At 29.8% G+C, this 19,073-nt stretch carries 23 protein-coding genes; 1 reads left to right on the top strand and 22 read right to left on the bottom strand.

The genetic code is table 11. The features are described from left to right. Positions 1 to 43: 43 nt before the first annotated feature. The 17 genes from deoC to rnhA all read right to left on the bottom strand — a co-directional run bounded on the left by deoC (position 44) and on the right by rnhA (position 11,982). Positions 44 to 715, bottom strand: a complete 672-nt coding sequence (gene deoC, locus CURI_RS06345) for a deoxyribose-phosphate aldolase (RefSeq protein ID WP_014967404.1) — start codon at positions 713 to 715, stop codon at positions 44 to 46. Next, positions 715 to 1,287 carry a phosphate propanoyltransferase gene (pduL, locus tag CURI_RS06340; RefSeq protein ID WP_014967403.1) on the bottom strand — a complete coding sequence of 191 codons (573 nt, stop codon included), beginning with the start codon at positions 1,285 to 1,287 and terminating at the stop codon, positions 715 to 717. Before pduL ends, deoC begins: the two co-directional genes overlap by 1 nt. Positions 1,288 to 1,380: 93 nt before the next feature. Continuing rightward, the gene (locus tag CURI_RS06335) at positions 1,381 to 1,965 is read right to left on the bottom strand and encodes a flavodoxin family protein (protein ID WP_014967402.1); all 585 of its coding nucleotides are present in this window, start codon (positions 1,963 to 1,965) and stop codon (positions 1,381 to 1,383) included. A gap of 108 nt (positions 1,966 to 2,073) precedes the next feature. Beyond that, entirely contained in the window at positions 2,074 to 3,024 is a 951-nt protein-coding gene (locus CURI_RS06330) for a restriction endonuclease (protein WP_014967401.1), read from the bottom strand. A 23-nt stretch (positions 3,025 to 3,047) separates the two neighbouring features. Continuing rightward, positions 3,048 to 3,731 (bottom strand): TIGR01906 family membrane protein, encoded by a 684-nt coding sequence (locus tag CURI_RS06325; RefSeq protein WP_014967400.1) that lies wholly within the window; start codon positions 3,729 to 3,731, stop codon positions 3,048 to 3,050. Positions 3,732 to 3,795: 64 nt separating this feature from the next. Further along, on the bottom strand, positions 3,796 to 3,969 hold the full coding sequence (locus tag CURI_RS15530; RefSeq protein ID WP_014967399.1) for a hypothetical protein: 174 nt from the start codon (positions 3,967 to 3,969) through the stop codon (positions 3,796 to 3,798). A gap of 93 nt (positions 3,970 to 4,062) precedes the next feature. Then, the gene (locus tag CURI_RS06320; protein ID WP_014967398.1) at positions 4,063 to 4,701 is read right to left on the bottom strand and encodes a hypothetical protein; all 639 of its coding nucleotides are present in this window, start codon (positions 4,699 to 4,701) and stop codon (positions 4,063 to 4,065) included. 83 nt (positions 4,702 to 4,784) lie between these two features. Next, positions 4,785 to 5,792, bottom strand: a complete 1,008-nt coding sequence (asnA, locus tag CURI_RS06315; protein ID WP_014967397.1) for an aspartate--ammonia ligase — start codon at positions 5,790 to 5,792, stop codon at positions 4,785 to 4,787. Between the two features lie 39 nt (positions 5,793 to 5,831). Beyond that, the gene (locus CURI_RS06310) at positions 5,832 to 6,557 is read right to left on the bottom strand and encodes an amino acid ABC transporter ATP-binding protein (protein ID WP_014967396.1); all 726 of its coding nucleotides are present in this window, start codon (positions 6,555 to 6,557) and stop codon (positions 5,832 to 5,834) included. Then, complete coding sequence (locus tag CURI_RS06305) at positions 6,541 to 7,191, bottom strand: amino acid ABC transporter permease (protein ID WP_014967395.1); 651 nt, start codon at positions 7,189 to 7,191, stop codon at positions 6,541 to 6,543. The genes CURI_RS06310 and CURI_RS06305 overlap by 17 nt, the downstream gene beginning before the upstream one ends. Before the next feature lie 67 nt (positions 7,192 to 7,258). Next, entirely contained in the window at positions 7,259 to 8,077 is an 819-nt protein-coding gene (locus CURI_RS06300) for a transporter substrate-binding domain-containing protein (protein WP_014967394.1), read from the bottom strand. Positions 8,078 to 8,162: 85 nt separating this feature from the next. Further along, entirely contained in the window at positions 8,163 to 8,372 is a 210-nt protein-coding gene (locus CURI_RS06295) for a DUF3006 domain-containing protein (RefSeq protein WP_014967393.1), read from the bottom strand. A gap of 12 nt (positions 8,373 to 8,384) precedes the next feature. After that, positions 8,385 to 9,464 carry an MBL fold metallo-hydrolase gene (locus CURI_RS06290; protein WP_014967392.1) on the bottom strand — a complete coding sequence of 360 codons (1,080 nt, stop codon included), beginning with the start codon at positions 9,462 to 9,464 and terminating at the stop codon, positions 8,385 to 8,387. 20 nt (positions 9,465 to 9,484) lie between these two features. Then, the gene (locus CURI_RS06285) at positions 9,485 to 10,000 is read right to left on the bottom strand and encodes a hypothetical protein (RefSeq protein ID WP_014967391.1); all 516 of its coding nucleotides are present in this window, start codon (positions 9,998 to 10,000) and stop codon (positions 9,485 to 9,487) included. 19 nt (positions 10,001 to 10,019) lie between these two features. Beyond that, positions 10,020 to 10,628, bottom strand: coding sequence for a J domain-containing protein (locus tag CURI_RS06280; protein ID WP_014967390.1), 609 nt, complete (start codon positions 10,626 to 10,628; stop codon positions 10,020 to 10,022). Continuing rightward, positions 10,612 to 11,499, bottom strand: a complete 888-nt coding sequence (locus CURI_RS06275; protein ID WP_014967389.1) for a DUF5685 family protein — start codon at positions 11,497 to 11,499, stop codon at positions 10,612 to 10,614. The genes CURI_RS06280 and CURI_RS06275 overlap by 17 nt, the downstream gene beginning before the upstream one ends. 30 nt (positions 11,500 to 11,529) lie before the next feature. Beyond that, positions 11,530 to 11,982, bottom strand: a complete 453-nt coding sequence (gene rnhA, locus CURI_RS06270; protein WP_014967388.1) for a ribonuclease HI — start codon at positions 11,980 to 11,982, stop codon at positions 11,530 to 11,532. Positions 11,983 to 12,212: 230 nt separating this feature from the next. Between rnhA and CURI_RS06265 the strand changes: the two genes are divergently transcribed. Then, positions 12,213 to 12,692, top strand: coding sequence for a hypothetical protein (locus tag CURI_RS06265; protein WP_014967387.1), 480 nt, complete (start codon positions 12,213 to 12,215; stop codon positions 12,690 to 12,692). A 162-nt stretch (positions 12,693 to 12,854) separates the two neighbouring features. Here CURI_RS06265 and CURI_RS06260 read toward each other — a convergent pair whose 3' ends face one another. The 5 genes from CURI_RS06260 to ilvC form a co-directional block, all read right to left on the bottom strand. After that, positions 12,855 to 14,036 (bottom strand): class I SAM-dependent methyltransferase, encoded by a 1,182-nt coding sequence (locus CURI_RS06260; protein ID WP_420805147.1) that lies wholly within the window; start codon positions 14,034 to 14,036, stop codon positions 12,855 to 12,857. Positions 14,037 to 14,057: 21 nt separating this feature from the next. Beyond that, on the bottom strand, positions 14,058 to 14,372 hold the full coding sequence (locus CURI_RS06255) for a DUF1294 domain-containing protein (protein WP_420805146.1): 315 nt from the start codon (positions 14,370 to 14,372) through the stop codon (positions 14,058 to 14,060). Between the two features lie 189 nt (positions 14,373 to 14,561). Then, positions 14,562 to 16,238, bottom strand: coding sequence for a biosynthetic-type acetolactate synthase large subunit (gene ilvB, locus CURI_RS06250; RefSeq protein WP_014967384.1), 1,677 nt, complete (start codon positions 16,236 to 16,238; stop codon positions 14,562 to 14,564). A 92-nt stretch (positions 16,239 to 16,330) separates the two neighbouring features. Further along, positions 16,331 to 17,986, bottom strand: coding sequence for a dihydroxy-acid dehydratase (gene ilvD, locus CURI_RS06245; protein WP_014967383.1), 1,656 nt, complete (start codon positions 17,984 to 17,986; stop codon positions 16,331 to 16,333). A gap of 58 nt (positions 17,987 to 18,044) precedes the next feature. Next, the gene (ilvC, locus tag CURI_RS06240) at positions 18,045 to 19,037 is read right to left on the bottom strand and encodes a ketol-acid reductoisomerase (protein ID WP_014967382.1); all 993 of its coding nucleotides are present in this window, start codon (positions 19,035 to 19,037) and stop codon (positions 18,045 to 18,047) included. Positions 19,038 to 19,073 lie beyond the last annotated feature (36 nt).

Raw genomic sequence — 19,073 nt, 5'->3', positions numbered from 1 at the left:
TATAAATTTATATAATGTCTTTTTATTTAAATTTGTAAGTAATTTATCTATTATTTCTTATACTTTGAGCTGATTCTACTATACTTACAGAGGAGCTAGCTCCTATTCTAGTAGCTCCCGCTCTTATCATTTTCTCCGCATCTTCTATGGTTCTTATACCTCCGGATGCTTTAACTCCTATGTTTGAACCTACTATTTCTTTCATAAGTTTAACATCTTCTTCAGTTGCTCCACCTATACTAAATCCTGTTGAAGTTTTAACAAAATCTACACCACAGTCTTTAGATATCTCGCAAGCTATCTTCTTTTCGTCTTCAGTCAAAAGACAAGTTTCTATTATAACTTTTAATATAGCTTTATCCTTTACAATATCTACAATAGCTTGTATATCTTCTCTAACTATATCTAAACATCTATCTTTAATTGCCCCTATATTTATAACCATGTCTATTTCATTAGCGCCATCCTCTAATACTTTTTTAGCTTCAAAAGCTTTCGCATCTTTGGATGTTGAGCCTAGTGGAAATCCTATAACCGAAGTAACCTTCACATTACTTTCTTTTAGCTCGTCGCTTACATATTTAATATAGTATGGATTCACACAAACAGAAGCAAAATTATATTTTTTTGCTTCATCACATACTTTTTTAACCATAGCTTTAGTTGCATCAGGCTTTAATATAGTGTGATCTATAAATTGGGCGATATTATTCATTATTCAACTATTTCTACAGTTTGATTATTTTTAACTCCTGCTGCATTTCCCTCTTCAACATCAACGTGCATCTCTAATGCATAGTTAGGAGAAACTCTTACTAAGACATTATCAAATACTAGACCTCTTTCTCCACCTACTTTAACTTTAACTATATCTTTGTCTTTAACTCCAAATTTCTCTGCATCTTCTGTACTAAAGTGTATATGTCTTGAAGCTGCTATAACACCTTTTTCTAAATCTACTTCACCTTTAGGCCCTACTAGTTTAGCTCCTGGTGTTCCTTCTATATCACCTGAGTCTCTTAGGATTGCTTCTACTCCTAATGCTCTTGCATCTGCAAATGAAACTTCTACTTGTGTATCAGCTCTACATGGTCCTAAAACTCTCATACCCTTTAAAGTTCCTCTTGGTCCTACCACGTCAACTTTTTCTTCGCAAGCATATTGTCCTGGTTGAGCTAAATCTTTTGCTTTAGTTAATTCATATCCTTGTCCGAAAAGTACTTCTAAGTCTTTTTGACTTAAATGTAAGTGTCTATTTGATAGTGCTATAGGTAATTCTTTTTTCATGTTCTATCTCTCCTTTTATTAATAAGCTTGTTAATAAAATTATAATCTTTTTTTAACAAAAATCAAATATTTGTATACAATATTCATAATTTTTTAGAAATTATCGAATAAATGCTTTCCTGTTTCATATGCTTCTTTCATTATATCTTCTCTTTCCCATACAGCTTTTTCATCCGTATGAGGAACTAGTATGTCTTTTTCATATTTATTATTTACAGCTCTAAAGAAGTAGTCAATAACTAATTTAGCTCCTAAAAACTGATCTTCTGTCTCAGGTGCTCCTCCTACGCCTAAAAATACTCCTAGTCTTTTTTTATTTCTATCTATTGAAGGCTTATTCAGTACATATTTACTAGACCAATAAGCTTGGCATCTATCTATCATAGCCTTCGTAAAGCTATTTACTGAGTTGAAGTACACTGGTGATGCTATTATTACAGAGTCTGCAGAATCAAACTCGTCATAAAGTACATTCATATCATCATCCATGAAACATTTCCCTGTTTTTTCACAATACCCACAACCTATACAGTGTGATATCTTCAGATCCTTTAAATATACTTTTTTTATTTCTACCTCTTCTCCAGAATCTTTAATTCCTTCTAAAACCTTATCTAATAGTTGATCTGCATTTTTTCCCTTTCTAGGGCTTCCCATTATGGCTAAAACTTTTTTCATCTTTTCCTCCTATGATTTCATAAGTAATATTAATAGTAGTTATTAAAAATGTGTTATCTTCTGATAGGGACATTGTACATTACTTCTAATTGTTTGTAAACATCTTGACTATACAGTATCACCTTTTTCATCATTTTCTTCAACATCTACGAATACTATGACTTCTATAGCTGACTTTATAATTGGAACTAGACCTAAAGATATTAGTATATATCCTACTATATTATAATATCCTTCATATGGAGTTATCTTTCCAAATAAGATGAGCATGAGACCACTTATAATACACTTTTTAGTACTATCTCTTGATACTATCTTTTTGCTCTCATTTCTAACTTTAACTCTATTATCCCTTATTTTTTGCAATATTATTTTTTCTATTTCACTTTTACTAGGATAGATTTCCGTTTTCTTCATTTTATTTAACAATTCATCCATGTCTACAAGCTTTACATCTACATGTTCTTCAAGTCTTTTAAAGAAAAGTTTCACATCTTCAGTAAAAGAAGATGTTGTTATGAGCATCCCTTTTTTTATGTTTTTATTTCTAAGTTCTATGAAGAATTCCTTTACATCGTTTACATCCACTTTATGATCTTCTTTATATTGAAAGCACTTTACTCCAATCTGTTTTTCTCTTATTTTTCCAACTATATCTATTCCTTTTTCATTATATATTTTAGTATTATTTATACTAAAACCTTTCAATGTTTTCTCTATATACTCTACATAAGCATATGGAGTCTGATCTATCAAGTTTTTATATATTTTTTCTTTCACTAATTTTTTATCTATGCACGCTATACTTTCATCTATTTTTTTCTGACTTATCTTTTGAAAAACAATAGCATATATAATTAAAAACTGAATTGATATTATAGATGATATTACTATATTGTTAGTTTTAATATAAATATATATTAGTAAGGATACAAAGATAATAAGACTCATTATAATCTTATCTAATAAACTTCCTATATAACTCTTTCCTTTATTGATTTCCTCTGAATAATACCTTCTTATCTTTAATTTGTCATTAAGCTTTTTTAAATACTCCATTTTTACGCCACCTTTCACTTTAATTATTGACGTTGTGAAAGATTTTTATAACTTTTATTTAGATATATTCCTAATACAAGTATAATAATAAGTTCTATAATAAAGAATGTTACTATTTTATAAGCTATACTATAAAAGAATTCTAAAGGTAGCATTTGTATTAATACATCCGTTTTAGGATCTAGTAACCATAAGTCATTACTAAAAAATATCTGATGAAAATAAGTAAAATATTTATTAAAGTCTAGATACATTAAAAGACCAAGTATTGTTATTAATGATAAATATATAGTTGAGGATAAAATGAATGATTTCCCTAATTCTTTCTTTTCTCTAATTCTTAAACATATAATAGATATTATCGATAATAATAAAGTTAAGTTTCTTATTTTGAAACCTTCTATAAATAATTTCTTAACGTCCATCATATGTAGTATCTCTCGTTCTCCAAAAACTTGTCCTTCTTCACCATGTATCTTTGCTGTCATTATGATGTTATCTTCTTTATCTTTCAAATAATCAAGCAACTGGTGTGTAATCCTTGTTAGATCTTCCTTATCTATTCCTGTTTCTGTTGAAATATTATATTCACTATATTTTTTATTAAAATATTCTATATCAAATGTAACTTTTTCTACTGTAGTGAGCAGAAGTGTAACTGGTAGCATTAAAATTATGATAAATTTAAAAAGATTATTTATTTTCAATATTTACCCCCCCTTATGTAATTTATTCTTTATTATACACTAAAATAAACCCAGTTTCCTGGGTTTATTGCATAGCTTTTTCTAGTTTATCTAAGTGTTGAAGAGGATATAGCTTTAAAAGTTCTTTAAATTGCTCAACGGTTAATCCCTGTGTTGTAGTATAGATTCTTATTTTCTCACTTAAATCTGCATTTATAAATTTTTGCTTTATATCTTCAAAATTAATGTTATTACTCAATTTATATATCTCCTCTTTCTATAAATTTTATTGTATGTAATCATTATTATGATTTATATTTCCTTAAAATATGCAAAAAATGAGCACTTATTTTCATTCAGTACTCATATTCTTAATATCTTTTTCTTTTATTAAACTTTTTAAAATTTCATCATATGTTCCATTTACTTTAACTTGATGACTTCCTGTTATAAACTTTCCCTGAAGCTCATTTTCTTTTAAGACTCTCATAAAGTCTTCTTCATCTTGTATAATGTTAGCTTCTTTAAGTCTTGAAACTATACTAGTTGCTGTATCTCCATTTCCTATATTAATAGTTGCATATTTAGGCTGCGAATCAACATTTTCCTTCTGCTGAACTTTCTGTTCTTTAGGCTTTGTATTTGATTGTGTCTTTGCTTGTCCTTTTGCCTGAGTTTGTGAAGTTTTTGTTTTTATTGGTTGATTGTTTACCTGATTATTTGACTCCTGATCTATCTCTACTTTATTTGAAACTTCTTCTATATCATCTTCTTTATTAGCTTCTTTATTATTTTTATCCTGATCTTTTTTGCTATTGGCTTCTATATTTTCTTTTACACTAATCATTCCTAAGCCTCTTGCTTTTTCTATAATTTCTTGTTCAGAATATTCTATTTGTTTTGGCTTATTGAAAGCGATATTTATGGAACTTGTTAGTACTATACCGAGTCCTAGACCTAGTATTAAGTAGTATATCTTATTTTTAGACATAAAAACTCTTCTCCTTAAAAAAAGAAATATATAAAGTAATTTCTATACATCATATATTTCTTCAATATTTATTTTAATTCTATTTATAGTAAAAACATATTAGACTTTTCGCATTCCATTATCATTTCATCTGGCCATATAGAAGCTTGAACCTCTCCAATATGAGCTTTTTGTAAAAAGTACATACATATTCTAGATTGTCCAATTCCACCACCTATAGTATATGGTAATTTTCCTTCAACTAATAGTTTGTGATACTTAAATTCTAATCTTTCTTCCGAGTTTGTAATTTTTAATTGCTCTTTTAGTGCTTCCTCGTCTACTCTTATTCCCATTGAAGACAATTCAAGACATTTATTAAGTATCGGATTCCAGAATATTATATCCCCATTTAGATTCCAATCATCATAATCCGGCGCTCTACCATCATGTTTTTCCCCAGAGTTTAATACATGACCAATCTTCATTATAAATACTGCTTTTTTTTCTTTAGCTATAATATTTTCTCTTTCTTGTGATGGTATTGTTGGATACATATCTTCTAACTCTTGAGAAGTAATAAAAGTGATCTCATCTGGTAAATATTTTTCAATTTGAGGAAATAGTTCGCATATATAATCTTCTGCTGATTTAAATACTTTAAATATCGATTTTACTGTATTTATTAAAGTATCTTCTGTTCGCTCCTCTTTTCTTATAACCTTTTCCCAGTCCCATTGATCTACATAAATAGAATGAGTATTATCTAGTTCCTCTTCCGGTCTTATAGCATTCATATCTGTATAAAGTCCTTGTCCTGGTTCAAATCCATATCTTGAAAGAGCCATCCTCTTCCATTTAGCTAACGAGTGAACTATCTCAACTTTACAATTGTCATCATCTTTTACTTTAAATGATACTGGCTCTTCTACACCATTTAAGTCATCATTTAGTCCTGATTCTGACTTTACAAATAGTGGTGCAGAAACTCTTGTAAGATTTAGTTCTTTAGCTAATGCACTTTCAAAAAAATCTTTCAGTTGCTTTATCGCTATTACAGTTTCCATAACGTCCAATCTAGGCCTATAACCTTCTGGTTTTAATAAATACATACCTATCTTCCCCTTTAATTTCATCTGTTCAATTTATTGTTATACTAGAACCTTCGCTAAGAAGTTTTTAGTTCTTTCATTTTTAGGATTATTAAATATTTCTTCTGGAGTACCTTCTTCTACTATAAACCCACCGTCCATAAATAATACTCTATCTCCAACTTCTTTAGCAAATCCCATTTCATGAGTAACTACTACCATAGTCATTCCATCTCTAGCTAAGTCCTTCATAACTTCTAGAACCTCACCTACCATTTCAGGATCCAATGCTGAAGTAGGTTCATCAAATAGCATCACATCTGGAGACATAGCTAAAGCTCTTGCTATTGCTATTCTTTGCTTTTGTCCTCCTGATAAGTTATTTGGATAAGTTTGTGCTTTATCTTCTAAACCTATTCTCTTTAAAAGATTAAATGCTACTTTATCAGCTTCTTCTTTACTCATGTTTTTCAGTTTCATAGGTGCTAACGTTATATTTTGTAAAACAGTCATATGTGGAAACAAGTTAAACTGTTGAAAAACCATTCCCATCTTCTGTCTCAATTTATCTATATCTGTACCTTTACTTGTAATAGATGTTCCTTCAAATATAATTTCTCCATCTGTCGGTGTCTCAAGTAAATTTAAACATCTTAAAAAAGTACTTTTTCCAGATCCACTAGGACCTATAACTACTACTACCTCACCTTTTTTTATATTACTATTTACTCCTTTTAATACATGTAAGTTACCAAATTTTTTATTTAAATTATTTACTTCTATCACTTACTTTTAGCCTCCTCTCTAATTTAAGAACTATCTTAGAAATAGTAAAGGTCATAATAAAGTATAGTATAGCTGCTATAGCTAATGGTTCTATGGTTTTATAAGTTATTGCTCTTACATCATTAACATTCTTCATAAGTTCAGCTACACCTATTACAGACACTAGCGAAGATTCTTTTATAAGAGATATAAATTCATTTCCTAAGACAGGCAACACATTTTTAAATGCCTGAGGTATGACTATATATCTCATTCCCATAGCGTGATTCATACCTAAAGATCTTGCTGCTTCCATCTGTCCGCCATCAATACCTTCTATACCCGATCTTATTATTTCAGCTACATATGCAGCACTATTTAATGATAGTGCTATTGCCCCAGCTGTTATCTTTGCAAGATTAAAAGGAAGTCCTACATAGATAATAAATAGTTGAACTAAAAGTGGTGTTCCTCTTACAAAAGATATATAAGCTGTAGAAAAAGCACTCAAAGGCTTATTTTTTGATATCTTCATAAGAGCTAATATAGCTCCTAAAATTACTCCAAATACTCCAGCTATAATTGATAATAATAATGTATTTTTAACTCCTGTTATAAAAAATGGATAATATTCTGGTAAAAATGAAAAATCCAATTTCTTACCTCCTTTATTTAAAAGTGTATAAATAATAAATAAAGATAGTTGATACTATCTTTATTTATTATTTATTATTAAGTTCCATTGCCTCTTCTAAGAACTTTTCTAGTTTTCCTTCATCTTTAAGTCTTTTTAAAGTTTTATTTATTTCTCTCATTAGATCTTTTTGTCCTTTTTGAGTAGCTACAGCAAATCCAGCTTCTTCTCCTTTAAGTACTATTCCATTGATTATAGTTAAATCACTATTATTTTTAACATAAGACTCCGCAACTATATCATCCATTATTACAGCATTCATTTTGTTTCCTTTAAGTTGTAGTACCAAATCTGATACTGTTCCTATAGATATTACCTCTGATTCTTTTAGCTCTTTTCTAGCTATGCTTTCTGGTATAGATCCAAGTTGCGCTCCTACGGTTTTCCCTTTTAGATTATCTAGTGACTTAAATTTGTCTACATCTTTTTTATTTATAACTAAAACGGCTTCACCAGTATAGTAAATATCTGAAAAGTCAACTTCTTTTTTTCTATCTGGTGTTTCATTCATACCTGCCATTATGATATCTGTTTTTCCTGACTGAAGTACTGGTATAAGTGAGTCAAACTGAGCTTCGTTAATCTCAAGCTCTACTCCTAAATCTTCTGCTATTTCTTTTGCTATCTCTACATCCGATCCCACCACATCTTGATTTTTATCTTTAAATTCAAAAGGTGGATAGTCTGGACTAGTTCCCATTATTAGCTTACCTCTTTCTTTTATAGCCTCTAAAGAGTTTACCTCCGCTTTATCTTTTCCACCTTCACTTGAACATCCTGAAAAGCTTAAAACCATAGCCCCTGTTAATGCAAGTGCTAAAACCTTTTTAATTCTCTTACTAATCATTATTGTCATTTCCTCTCTTTCTTTTATACGTTAATTACAATACTTATAATTTTACACTTTATCTTATAAACTTTCAAGATTAATTTTATTCAAACAAACCGTTGAACTTTTCCTCTATTTTCTCTCTTCTTCTTGCTGTTTCTTTCTCATCCATAGTTATACTTTCTCTTTCTATTATTAGTATATCTCCTTCTTTAGCTAATGGTGCTCTTGATTTTTCTATATTTATCATTTCTTCATTTTCAAGCTCTACCACTATAAATTCACCTTCAAATCTATCTACTATTCCCCTCAAACTACGCCCTCCTTACTTCACACAACTATTATCTTTTCTATACCCTGCACCTTCTGCTTCTTTTATAGATTTAAAATTCACTCTGTTCTCTAAGCTTGGAAGCCTATTACAATCATTTGCATGATATACTTTTGTATTTTTATTTCCTATGTAAGTTTTATTTTTCTGCATATTTTTACTTACATCACTTTTGTTTTCTGAATTATTCTTTTCTAAAGTACTGCCTTTTTCATTTGAAAAAACTATTTTTTGTCCATCTGATTCTAGCTTTATAGTTCCCATCTCATCGGTTCTAAGAATATTTATATTTTTTTGATTAAGTCTGTTTATTACTTCTTTGTGTGGATGACCATAATCATTTCCTGCTTCTGAAGAAATTACTGCATACTTAGGATTAACCTGTTCTAAGAATTCGATTGTAGAAGAAGTACTGCTTCCATGATGACCTACTTTTAAAACATCTGATGATAAATCATACCCCTTTTTGATCATTTCATCTTCTGATATTTTTTCAGCATCTCCTGTAAATATAATAGATATATCCTTGTACTTTAACTTGTTTACTATCGAATATTCGTTAATATTTTGATAGTCTTCCGAGTTAGGAGCAAGTATAGAGAGCTCTAAATCTGAGCCTTTTAATATGTCTAGTCCAGCTTTAGCTTCTGTTATTTTTAAGCCTTTCTTTTCAATCTCATTTAATAATGATTCAAAAATTCTAGTATTCGCAGATTTCTTTGGCATATATATTTTACCTATATCAAAGTTCTTTATAACCTCTGGTAATCCTCCTATGTGATCTTCATGAGGATGAGTAGCTATCAGATAATCTATTTTATTTATATTCAATCCTTTTATATAATCTACTACTAAATCTTTATCGTCTCTATTTCCTCCGTCAATTAATGCAACTTCACCGTTAGGTAGCTGTATAAGTGCACTATCCGCTTGTCCTACATCTAAGAAATGTATGTATAATTTTTCTTTAGAATTTGTCACTGTAGTATCTTGAGTATTGCAAGCTGTAAAAATCATGCTTGATATAATTATTATAACTATTAGTATATTTTGTCTTTTGATTATTCTATTCATTTAGTTCTCTTCTTTCTAAATTATGATTTTGTGTGTAAGTGTTTTCTTATTCTATTTCTATAATAACTTATAAATCTACTAAACATATAATCGTATAATATAAATATTACTTGTAATGCTAGTATTATGGCGCATATGGATAGAGGTATATTTATATCTTTACTTATAAACATTGTAAAAATTATATAGTTTATATATACAGCAACATTGAAGCATAGTAATTTTATAATCCATTCTAAAACAAAATTATTTAATCTTTCTACGTAATATTTAGTTATAGGATATTGTCCAAACAATATTACATAAGGTATAACCATAAGTTTATTGGGTATTAATATAAAACTAAGTATAGCTGTAGAAGCATATGATAGTAGAGCAGTTGAAGTTCCGGCTTCAATTACTACTACAGATATTAAAAATGACGATAAAGTTATTAAAAATATCTTAGTAGTAGTAAGTATAGATGTCAGGTACAATAATACTATTGAAATGATAGTTATCATTGCTCCAATAGATATTTTCTTACTCTTGCTCATATAAACTCTCCTTTCTTGACTAGCAACAGCTTATTAAATCTCCACCCAAACATTCACAGCAACAATCAGCGACTAAAAGTGATCCACAAATACCACAAAATGAGTCATCATTTCTATATCCTCTCTGATTTCCATACTCTCTATAAGAAGTATTTCTAAAGTTTAAATTATTTAAAGCATTTCTATACTCCATATTATTAGGATCTAAGTTTACTGCTACATGTATATATCTATATGCCTGGTCATACCATCCCTTTCTTAGAGATATAATTCCTTTTAAATAGTTCCATTCCGCATCTCTATTCATAATTCTATCAAGCATTTGTTCTGCAACAGATATATTTCCCGTTTCTATTAACCTTCTTATTTCTGCATATTCATTACTACTATAGCTATTTTCAGTTCTATCATTGCTATAGCTTCTATTGTTATTTCTGCTTCCTTTATTCTTTATTAAATAATCATATGCCTCATTTATCTCTTTTATTTTTTCTTGAGCTAAGTCTGATAATGGATTATTTGCATATTGATCTGGATGATACTTCTTCACAAGTTTTTTATAGGCTACTTTTATTTCTTCTTCACTAGCACCTTCTCTTACTTCTAATATTTCATATGGATTTCTCAAATTCTTTTCCTCCTTTTTTATTGAATATATTATCCATCTTACTTCTCATTCCCATATATATAATATTTTCTAGTATAACTCTATTATGTTTTATATTTAAAAGTTCGAAACTTTTTGATATATTCTCTAATGTAAATATCAAAGAAAATTCCATCGAATCTTTTATTCTTTCTAAAAACAGATCGATGTTTTCTCCTTCTTTATATTGATACTGTAATAATATAGGATTATAGCTTCCACTTTTAACGTCACTTTCTATATCATCAAAAGCATCTAATATATATATCCATCTTCCTAAATTATATCCTAAAGATTTAAGTATTCTTCTTGTGCTCTCATCTTCTATGAAGTCTGGTATTGCTATGCTTTCCATAAGCCTTCCAAATTTATCAGCCACTTCATCGACTATTTCACAATTATCATTTTCTAACCTTGATAGTTCGTTTATTTTGTTGCTTATATCAATATATTTTGAGTTACAATATTTTTTAGCTTTTCTTATTGATATACTAAATGGAACGTTGGCTAATAATGATTTGATAGACTTTTCATCTTTCCAATCATCTAACAACTTGAAGTAGATTAATATAATACTAATATTTGAAGTGTATTCTAAAGATCTATTAGTATCTACTATCATTTTTTTCTTTAATGGTGTAGAGATACAACTTTCAAATTTAACTGTATCTCTATCTTCTTCTAATGATGACAATATTATAGCTAAAAATGATAAATCATAGTTTAATCCCATTCTTACAAGCTGATTGTAGTTCTTTCCTAAAGTTTTACATAGCCCACAATAGTATCCTCTGAACATATTATAATCTTTTATTTTCATTTCTGATTTATACGGCATTACGTATCCAAACAAATTTTCACTCTTCTCTATTTAAGTTTTAAATTATCTAAACTGATCCATTCCTTTATTAGCAAGAGAATCTGCCAGTTCATTTAATTCTACTCCTGAATGTCCCTTGACCTTTATAAATTTCAAGTTTTCTAAACTTTCTATTAAATCTAATAATTCCATCCATAATTCTTTATTTTCTACAGGTTCTTTCTTAGAGTTTATCCATCCATTACTTCTCCACTTAATATACCACTTCTGATTTATACAGTTACATACATATGCTGAATCTGTATAAACTTCAACTGGTATATCTTTTCTTTTGAGAGTTTTTAAAGCCTCTATACATGCCTTTATTTCCATTCTATTATTAGTTGTATTTATTTCTCCACCATATACCTCTTTTTTATGATCTTTATACAAAAGTACTGCACCAAATCCACCTATATTTTCATTATTCTGATTTCCAGAACATGCTCCATCTGTATATATTATTATCTTATCCATCTTGTACCTCTCTTTATGAATGATATTTTATGTAATTATATTATTATAGTATATTATTTAAATTACTTTACTTCAATCGTTAATATTGATTATATATACATTGATGTTTAAAAATTTATTATGATACCACTATTACCTAGACCTTTCACTATAATTTTTTATTAGTTGAATATTATTATCTATTAGGTTACTATATTATAATAAAGAAATTTACTTAGGAGCGTGATAAAATGAGTTTAAAAAATAAACTTAATATGAAAAAAGCCTTAATAGTATTTCCTATTATATTCGTTTTAGTTGCTTCATCTTTAATAGGTGTTTTTTCTCTAGGATTTATTGGTGATACTAAATCTGAGGATATGATTGGTGAAAATCTAGAAGATGCAGTAAGTGATGAAAGAGCCTTAAAGATATATGATATATATGACGATACAGACAAATATATAGATAAAGAAATTACGTTGGAAGGATATCTTTTAAAGTATGATGACAAGACTCAGGTTTTTGGAGTGGAATTTCCATTGAGTAGTGGAGAGTTATCTATTGCTGCTTTATCTTATGAAGCTAAGGATCCCAAAATTATTGATGGTATATCCGATACTGACTTAATAAAAGCTAAGGGTACTATAAAAACCTTTGAAGAAAAACATGATGATCACACAGATACAATTCCTAAATTTGTTATTGATTCTATTGAAGTAATTAGATAATACAAAAAGAGCTATCTTATATTTATGTACGATGGCTCTTTAAGGTATAGTGAGTTTGTATGTAATTATTCTTACAGACATTAATATAATACCACTTTTAATCCAATTTGTCATATCATTTTTTTTATAGATTACTAATATTTTATAGAAAAATTTTAATACTTATATAATCGTTTTATTTAAAATTTCTTTTATCCTCTTCTCCATATAGTTATTCTCTATGTTCCAGAATTTTTTAAATTCTTTATATTCTGATGTATCTGATTTTTTGATATCTTTTGATTTTATTGCTCTTATCATTATATTTTTAGGAGTATGTTCCATATCTATAAATTCTAAAAGCTGAGTATTATATCCTAATATCTCTAAAGTATTTGCCCTTAAACTATCTGTTATTAAGCTAGATAGTCTCTCTTTTATTATTCCATGTTTCAGCATAGGCTTCATAGTCGAATTCTCTATCTTGTTAAATAATTCATGTTGACAACAAGGTACTGAAAGTATAATATCCGCATCCCAACTTACTGCCTTAACAAGCGCTTCATCTGTGGCTGTATTACAGGCATGTAGTGTAACTACCATATCCACTTTATCTAACCCCTCAAAGTCTCTAATATCTTTATTTATAAAATGTAATCCTTCATAATTAAGTTCTTTTGCTAAATTACTGCATAGTTTTATCACATCTTGTTTTAAATCCAATCCTATTATATTTACATTTAATTTTAATAGTTTTCTAAGATAATAATAAAGTGCAAATGTTAAGTAAGACTTACCACATCCAAAGTCAACTATATTTATAGCTTCTTTTTTTTCAATCTTATAAACTGTATCCGACACCAATTCTAAAAATTTATTTATCTGCTTAAATTTATCGTATTTTTTACTATAAACTTTACCGTCTTGGTTCATTACTCCAAGCTTTATTAAAAAATCACATGGTACTCCTTCTTCTATTATATATTCTTTCTTTCTATCATGATTTAAATCTATAGAACTTTTAGTTGGTTTCTTTTTTAGTATACTTACTTTACCTTTTTTACTTAGTAAAATTTGATAATCAGCTTCTATCGTAAATATCATTGCCTGCTTAAAATAATTTGAAAACAGATTCTTTAACTCTTCTATACATTCATCATTTGTAAGATTTTTATGCAGCACTTTATCTTTATACTCATAAGCTAATTGAATATACTTTTCATTTTTTATTAACACGGGTTTTATATTAACTTTATTAAATTCTATAGCATTTTTATTTTTAAGGTTACTTAATACAGCATATATAAGCTCTTCTTCTTTTATAATTTTTTCCATGAGTTGCTCTAGTTTTTCCAAAATAATCACTCCATCTTTTAGTAATCCTCATTACCTTAAATAGTTAAACATAATAACAGTTATAGTCTTAGTTATAATATAAATTATTGGAACTCCTATATAAAATTTCTTTTTACTAGTTTTATGTCTAAATAAAATCATTCCTAGTAATTCCCCTATAGCTCCTCCCACTATAGATAGCATTATTAAAAAATTTTCACTTATTCTATACATATCCTTTTTAGCTTTCATCTTATCTATTCCCATAGCTACGAAAGATATGATATTTATAATTATTAAATAATATAACAAAATCATTTCTTTACTTGTGAAGTTTTCTAAATATCCTATTTCCAAACATATCACCTCTAGTTCTTAGTTTTACCAAATCATAATATAGCTACTACTTTCACATGTTTCTTTTTTATTTTATAATATGTCTTATTTTTGTCAACAAAAATCATACTTTAATTTAATTTAAAATAACTTTTATTCTATATAGTTTTCATCCTAACTTTTTAGCAAAAAAATAAAGGTTGATTTACATATCAACCTTTATTCTGTAACTAATTTATCTATAGGTTTTCCTGGTGGAACTATTGGAAATACACATGCATTTTTATTTAAAGAACATTCTATTAAAACAGGTTCGTTAGTTTTACATACTTTTTCTAATACATTTTCAAAGCTTTCTATATCACACACTCTATAACCGTCTATATGATACGCTTCTGCTAATTTTATATAGTCAACTTCATCTCCCATATCAGTCTCAGAGTATTTTTCATCTTGGAAAAGTCTCTGCCACTGTCTTACCATACCTAGTGCACTATTATTAAATAGTAGAATTATTATAGGAAGATTCCATTTTCTCACTGTAGCCAATTCGTTGCAGTTCATTCTAAAACTACCATCTCCAGTTACAAGGATCGTCCTTTTATCAGGTTTCCCTATCTGTGATCCTATAGCTGCTCCTAATCCAAATCCCATAGTTCCTAATCCACCAGAAGTTACAAAAGTCTTAGGTTCTATAAAATCCCAATGCTGAGCCGTCCACATTTGATGTTGACCTACATCTGTAGCTACTATTGCATTCTCACCTAATTTCTCACTGGCCATTTTAATAATATTTTGTGGTATAAATTCTTCTTCACTATTTTTTGAATTAGATCTCCAATTTAGTATCTCCTCAAGCCATTCTTTTCTATCTTTTTTGTCTACACATTCTATAAGTTTTTGTAATATTATTCCTATATCTCCAACTGCGTAATTATCTACACCTATATTTTTGCACACTTCACTTTCATCTATATCTATGTGTATGATCTTAGCATTCTTAGCAAAACTATCTGCTTTTCCTATAACTCTATCGCTAAATCTAGCTCCAATTGCTAATACTAGATCACTATTGTGAACAGCCAAGTTGGCTTCTCTTGATCCATGCATACCTAAGAGCCCTAGTGATAATCTATCTTTTCTAGATATAGAACCAAGTCCCATCAAGCTATTTGTTACTGGTATATCATTTTTGCTTGCTAGTTCTTGAAGCTTATCACAATTGCCTGATATTATTACTCCACCACCTGCGAATATTACAGGCTTTTTAGAATTATTTATTTTTTCTGCTATAATCTCGATAAGTTCTTCATCATAACAGTCTTCATTTTTAATTTTACCTTCTACAAAGTCTACAAATTCATCAGTATCTACTTCTTTATAGTCTACCTTAGTTAGGAAAATATCTTTTGGTATATCTACTAGAACTGGTCCTGGTCTACCGCTTTGGGCAACATGATAAGCTTTTTTTAGAGTGTCTTCTAGTTCTTGAATATCTTTTACAAGATAATTATGTTTAGTTATAGGGATAGTAACACCTGTAATATCTATTTCTTGGAAGGAATCTTTTCCTATAAGATTTGTAGCAACCTGGCCTGTGATTACAAGCATAGGTATTGAGTCCATATAAGCATTTGCTATACCTGTAACTGTATTCGTAGCTCCTGGTCCTGAAGTTGCTATACAAACTCCAACTTTCCCTGTAACTCTTGCATATCCATCTGCTGCATGAGCTGCACCTTGTTCATGTGATGTTCTTACATGCGTAAAGTCTTCTCTTACTTCATACAATGCATCATAAAGTGGTATAACTGCTCCGCCTGGATAGCCGAAGAGTACATCCACACCTAGATCTTTTAAAGTTTTTAATACTATTTGTGCACCACTTAACTTCATTTTTTCACCTTCCTTATAGTTAAAAACTCCATACTTCATCTCAGTTAAGATGAAGTATGAAGTTTATTTTTAACTAGTTTATAATCTTTATATTATTTTAATATTGCACCTTCTGATGCAGATGAAACTAGCTTAGCATATCTCTTTAGATATCCATCTACATCTTTTTCTTTGATTACAAGATTCTTTCTTCTTTCTTCAAGTTCTTTTTCATCAACTAAAAGATCTAGTTTACCAGCTAAGATATCTATATCTATTTTGTCTCCATCTTTAACTAAAGCTATTGGTCCACCTTCTGCAGCTTCTGGTGATATATGTCCTATTGAAGCCCCTCTAGTAGCACCCGAAAATCTTCCATCAGTTACAAGTGCAACTGATTCACCTAATCCCATACCCGCTATTGCGGCTGTAGGAGAAAGCATTTCTCTCATTCCTGGTCCACCTTTTGGTCCTTCGTTTCTTATAACTATAACATCACCTGGTTCTATTTTCTTATTGAATATAGCCTCAACTGCTTCTTCTTCAGATTCATAAACCTTAGCAGTACATACGTTTTTAAGCATACTGTCAGCAACAGCAGATCTTTTAACAACTGCACCGTCTGGAGCTAAAGTTCCTTTTAATATAGCTATTCCACCAGTTTCACTATATGGAGCATCTATATCGGCGATTACTTTATTTCCTTTTTTCTCTTTATCTTTTATATTTTCACCTAATGTTTTTCCTGTAGCAGTTATACAGTCTTCGTTTAGAAGACCTTTTTTGCTAAGCTCATTTAATACTGCAGGTATTCCACCAACATCATGTAGGTTTTCTATATGGTAAGGTCCAGCTGGACGTAATCTACATAGATTAGGAACTTTATTGCTGATTTCATTTATTTTTTCTAAATCTATAGCAGCCTTTGCTTCGTAAGCTATTGCTGTAAGATGCAGTACAGTATTTGAAGAACATCCTAGTGCCATATCAGCAGCTAAAGCATTTTCTATAGACTTTGCATTAATTATATCTCTTGGTAGAATTTGTTTTTCAACTAACTCCATTATCTTAACACCAGCTTGAGTAGCTATTTGTTTTCTAGCTGAATATACAGCTGGTATTGTACCATTGTATGGAAGTGCTATTCCTAATACTTCTGTCATACAGTTCATAGAGTTAGCAGTAAACATTCCTGAGCAAGAACCACATGTTGGACATGTAGTATTTTCATACTCAAGTAAATCCTCTTCAGACATTTCTCCGTTTTCAACAGATCCAACAGCTTCAAACATAGTTGTTAAATCAGTTGCTTCATCAAAGCTTTTTCCCGCAAGCATTGGTCCACCACTTACAACTATTGCTGGAATATTAAGTCTAGCAGCAGCCATCATCATTCCAGGTACTGATTTATCACAGTTAGGGATAAGAACTAACCCATCTAATGAATGTGCTCTAGCCATAGTTTCAACACTATCAGCTATTAGCTCTCTACTGCAAAGTGAATATCTCATACCATCGTGGTTCATAGCTATACCATCACAAACAGCTATTGCTGGGAACTCTAGTGGAGTTCCTCCAGCCATTAATACCCCTCTTTTAGCTGCTTGAGTTACTTCGTTAAGCCCTATATGACCTGGTACAAGTTCATTAAAAGAGTTAACAACTCCTATTAGGGGTTTATCCATATCACGTTCGCTAAACCCAAGTGCTTTGAAAAGAGATCTATGAGGTGCTTTTCTTACACCTTTTGTAACTACATCACTTCTCATTAAAATCACCTCTTATAGTTAATTCGGGGACAAATGCCCCCGTAATCCTATTTTAAAATTATTTCTTTATCCAAGACATCATGCTTCTTAAGTTTTTACCAACTTCTACTATTGGATGCTCTAATTCTGCTTTTTTAATAGCATTGAATTGAGGTCTGTTTAATTGGTTTTCTTGTAACCAGTTTCTAGCAAAGATTCCTTCTTGGATTTCTTTTAATACTTTTTTCATTTCTTTTCTAGTTTCATCAGTTACTATTCTTCTTCCTATCATGTAATCTCCATACTCTGCAGTATCAGATACACTATATCTCATGTTCTCAAATCCACCTTCATATAAAAGGTCAACTATTAATTTTAATTCATGTAAACATTCGAAGTAAGCTATTTCTGGTTGGTATCCAGCTTCTACTAATGTATCGAACCCAGCTTTAACTAATTCTGTAGCTCCTCCACAAAGTACCGCTTGCTCTCCGAAAAGGTCAGTTTCTGTTTCTTCTTTGAATGTAGTTTCTAGAACTCCTGCTCTAGTTCCACCTACACCTTTAGCATAAGCTAATGCTACATCTTTAGCTTTTCCTGATACATCTTGATATACTGCATATATTGCTGGCACTCCAAATCCTTCTTGGTAAACTCTTCTTACTAAGTGTCCAGGTCCTTTTGGTGCTACAAGGAATACGTCCACATCAGCTGGAGGAACTATTTGTCCAAAGTGAATGTTAAATCCGTGAGCAAATGCTAGCGTTGCTCCTGATTTTAAGTTTGGTGCTATTGACTCTTTGTAAACTTGACCTTGTTTTTCATCTGGTAAAAGAATCATTACAATATCAGCTTCTTTAACAGCATCTGCAACTAAAGCTACTTTTAATCCAGCTTCTTCAGCTTTTGCCCATGATTTACTTCCTTCGTATAATCCAACTACTACATCTACTCCACTTTCTTTTAAATTTAAAGAATGAGCATGTCCTTGGCTACCATATCCTATAATTGCTACTTTTTTTCCTTTTAATAAATCTAAGTTTGCATCTCCATCATAATACATCTTTGCCATCTTAATATTCCTCCTTAATTTTAAGTTTCTTTATGT

Source organism: Gottschalkia acidurici 9a, from assembly GCF_000299355.1.
Taxonomy (GTDB): Bacteria; Bacillota; Clostridia; order Tissierellales; family Gottschalkiaceae; genus Gottschalkia; species Gottschalkia acidurici.
This window is presented reverse-complemented; position numbering and strand designations above follow the sequence as displayed.

Coding starts and splice junctions, on each gene's coding strand:
- CURI_RS06335 (WP_014967402.1), bottom strand. CDS start 1,965: ATGAAAAAAGTTTTAGCCATAATGGGAAGCCCTAGAAAGGGAAAAAAT.
- CURI_RS06330 (WP_014967401.1), bottom strand. CDS start 3,024: ATGGAGTATTTAAAAAAGCTTAATGACAAATTAAAGATAAGAAGGTAT.
- rnhA (WP_014967388.1), bottom strand. CDS start 11,982: ATGGATAAGATAATAATATATACAGATGGAGCATGTTCTGGAAATCAG.
- CURI_RS06265 (WP_014967387.1), top strand. CDS start 12,213: ATGAGTTTAAAAAATAAACTTAATATGAAAAAAGCCTTAATAGTATTT.
- CURI_RS06285 (WP_014967391.1), bottom strand. CDS start 10,000: ATGAGCAAGAGTAAGAAAATATCTATTGGAGCAATGATAACTATCATT.
- pduL (WP_014967403.1), bottom strand. CDS start 1,287: ATGAAAAAAGAATTACCTATAGCACTATCAAATAGACACTTACATTTA.
- CURI_RS06320 (WP_014967398.1), bottom strand. CDS start 4,701: ATGTCTAAAAATAAGATATACTACTTAATACTAGGTCTAGGACTCGGT.
- CURI_RS06290 (WP_014967392.1), bottom strand. CDS start 9,464: ATGAATAGAATAATCAAAAGACAAAATATACTAATAGTTATAATAATT.
- ilvC (WP_014967382.1), bottom strand. CDS start 19,037: ATGGCAAAGATGTATTATGATGGAGATGCAAACTTAGATTTATTAAAA.
- ilvB (WP_014967384.1), bottom strand. CDS start 16,238: ATGAAGTTAAGTGGTGCACAAATAGTATTAAAAACTTTAAAAGATCTA.
- ilvD (WP_014967383.1), bottom strand. CDS start 17,986: ATGAGAAGTGATGTAGTTACAAAAGGTGTAAGAAAAGCACCTCATAGA.
- CURI_RS06300 (WP_014967394.1), bottom strand. CDS start 8,077: ATGATTAGTAAGAGAATTAAAAAGGTTTTAGCACTTGCATTAACAGGG.
- deoC (WP_014967404.1), bottom strand. CDS start 715: ATGAATAATATCGCCCAATTTATAGATCACACTATATTAAAGCCTGAT.
- asnA (WP_014967397.1), bottom strand. CDS start 5,792: ATGTATTTATTAAAACCAGAAGGTTATAGGCCTAGATTGGACGTTATG.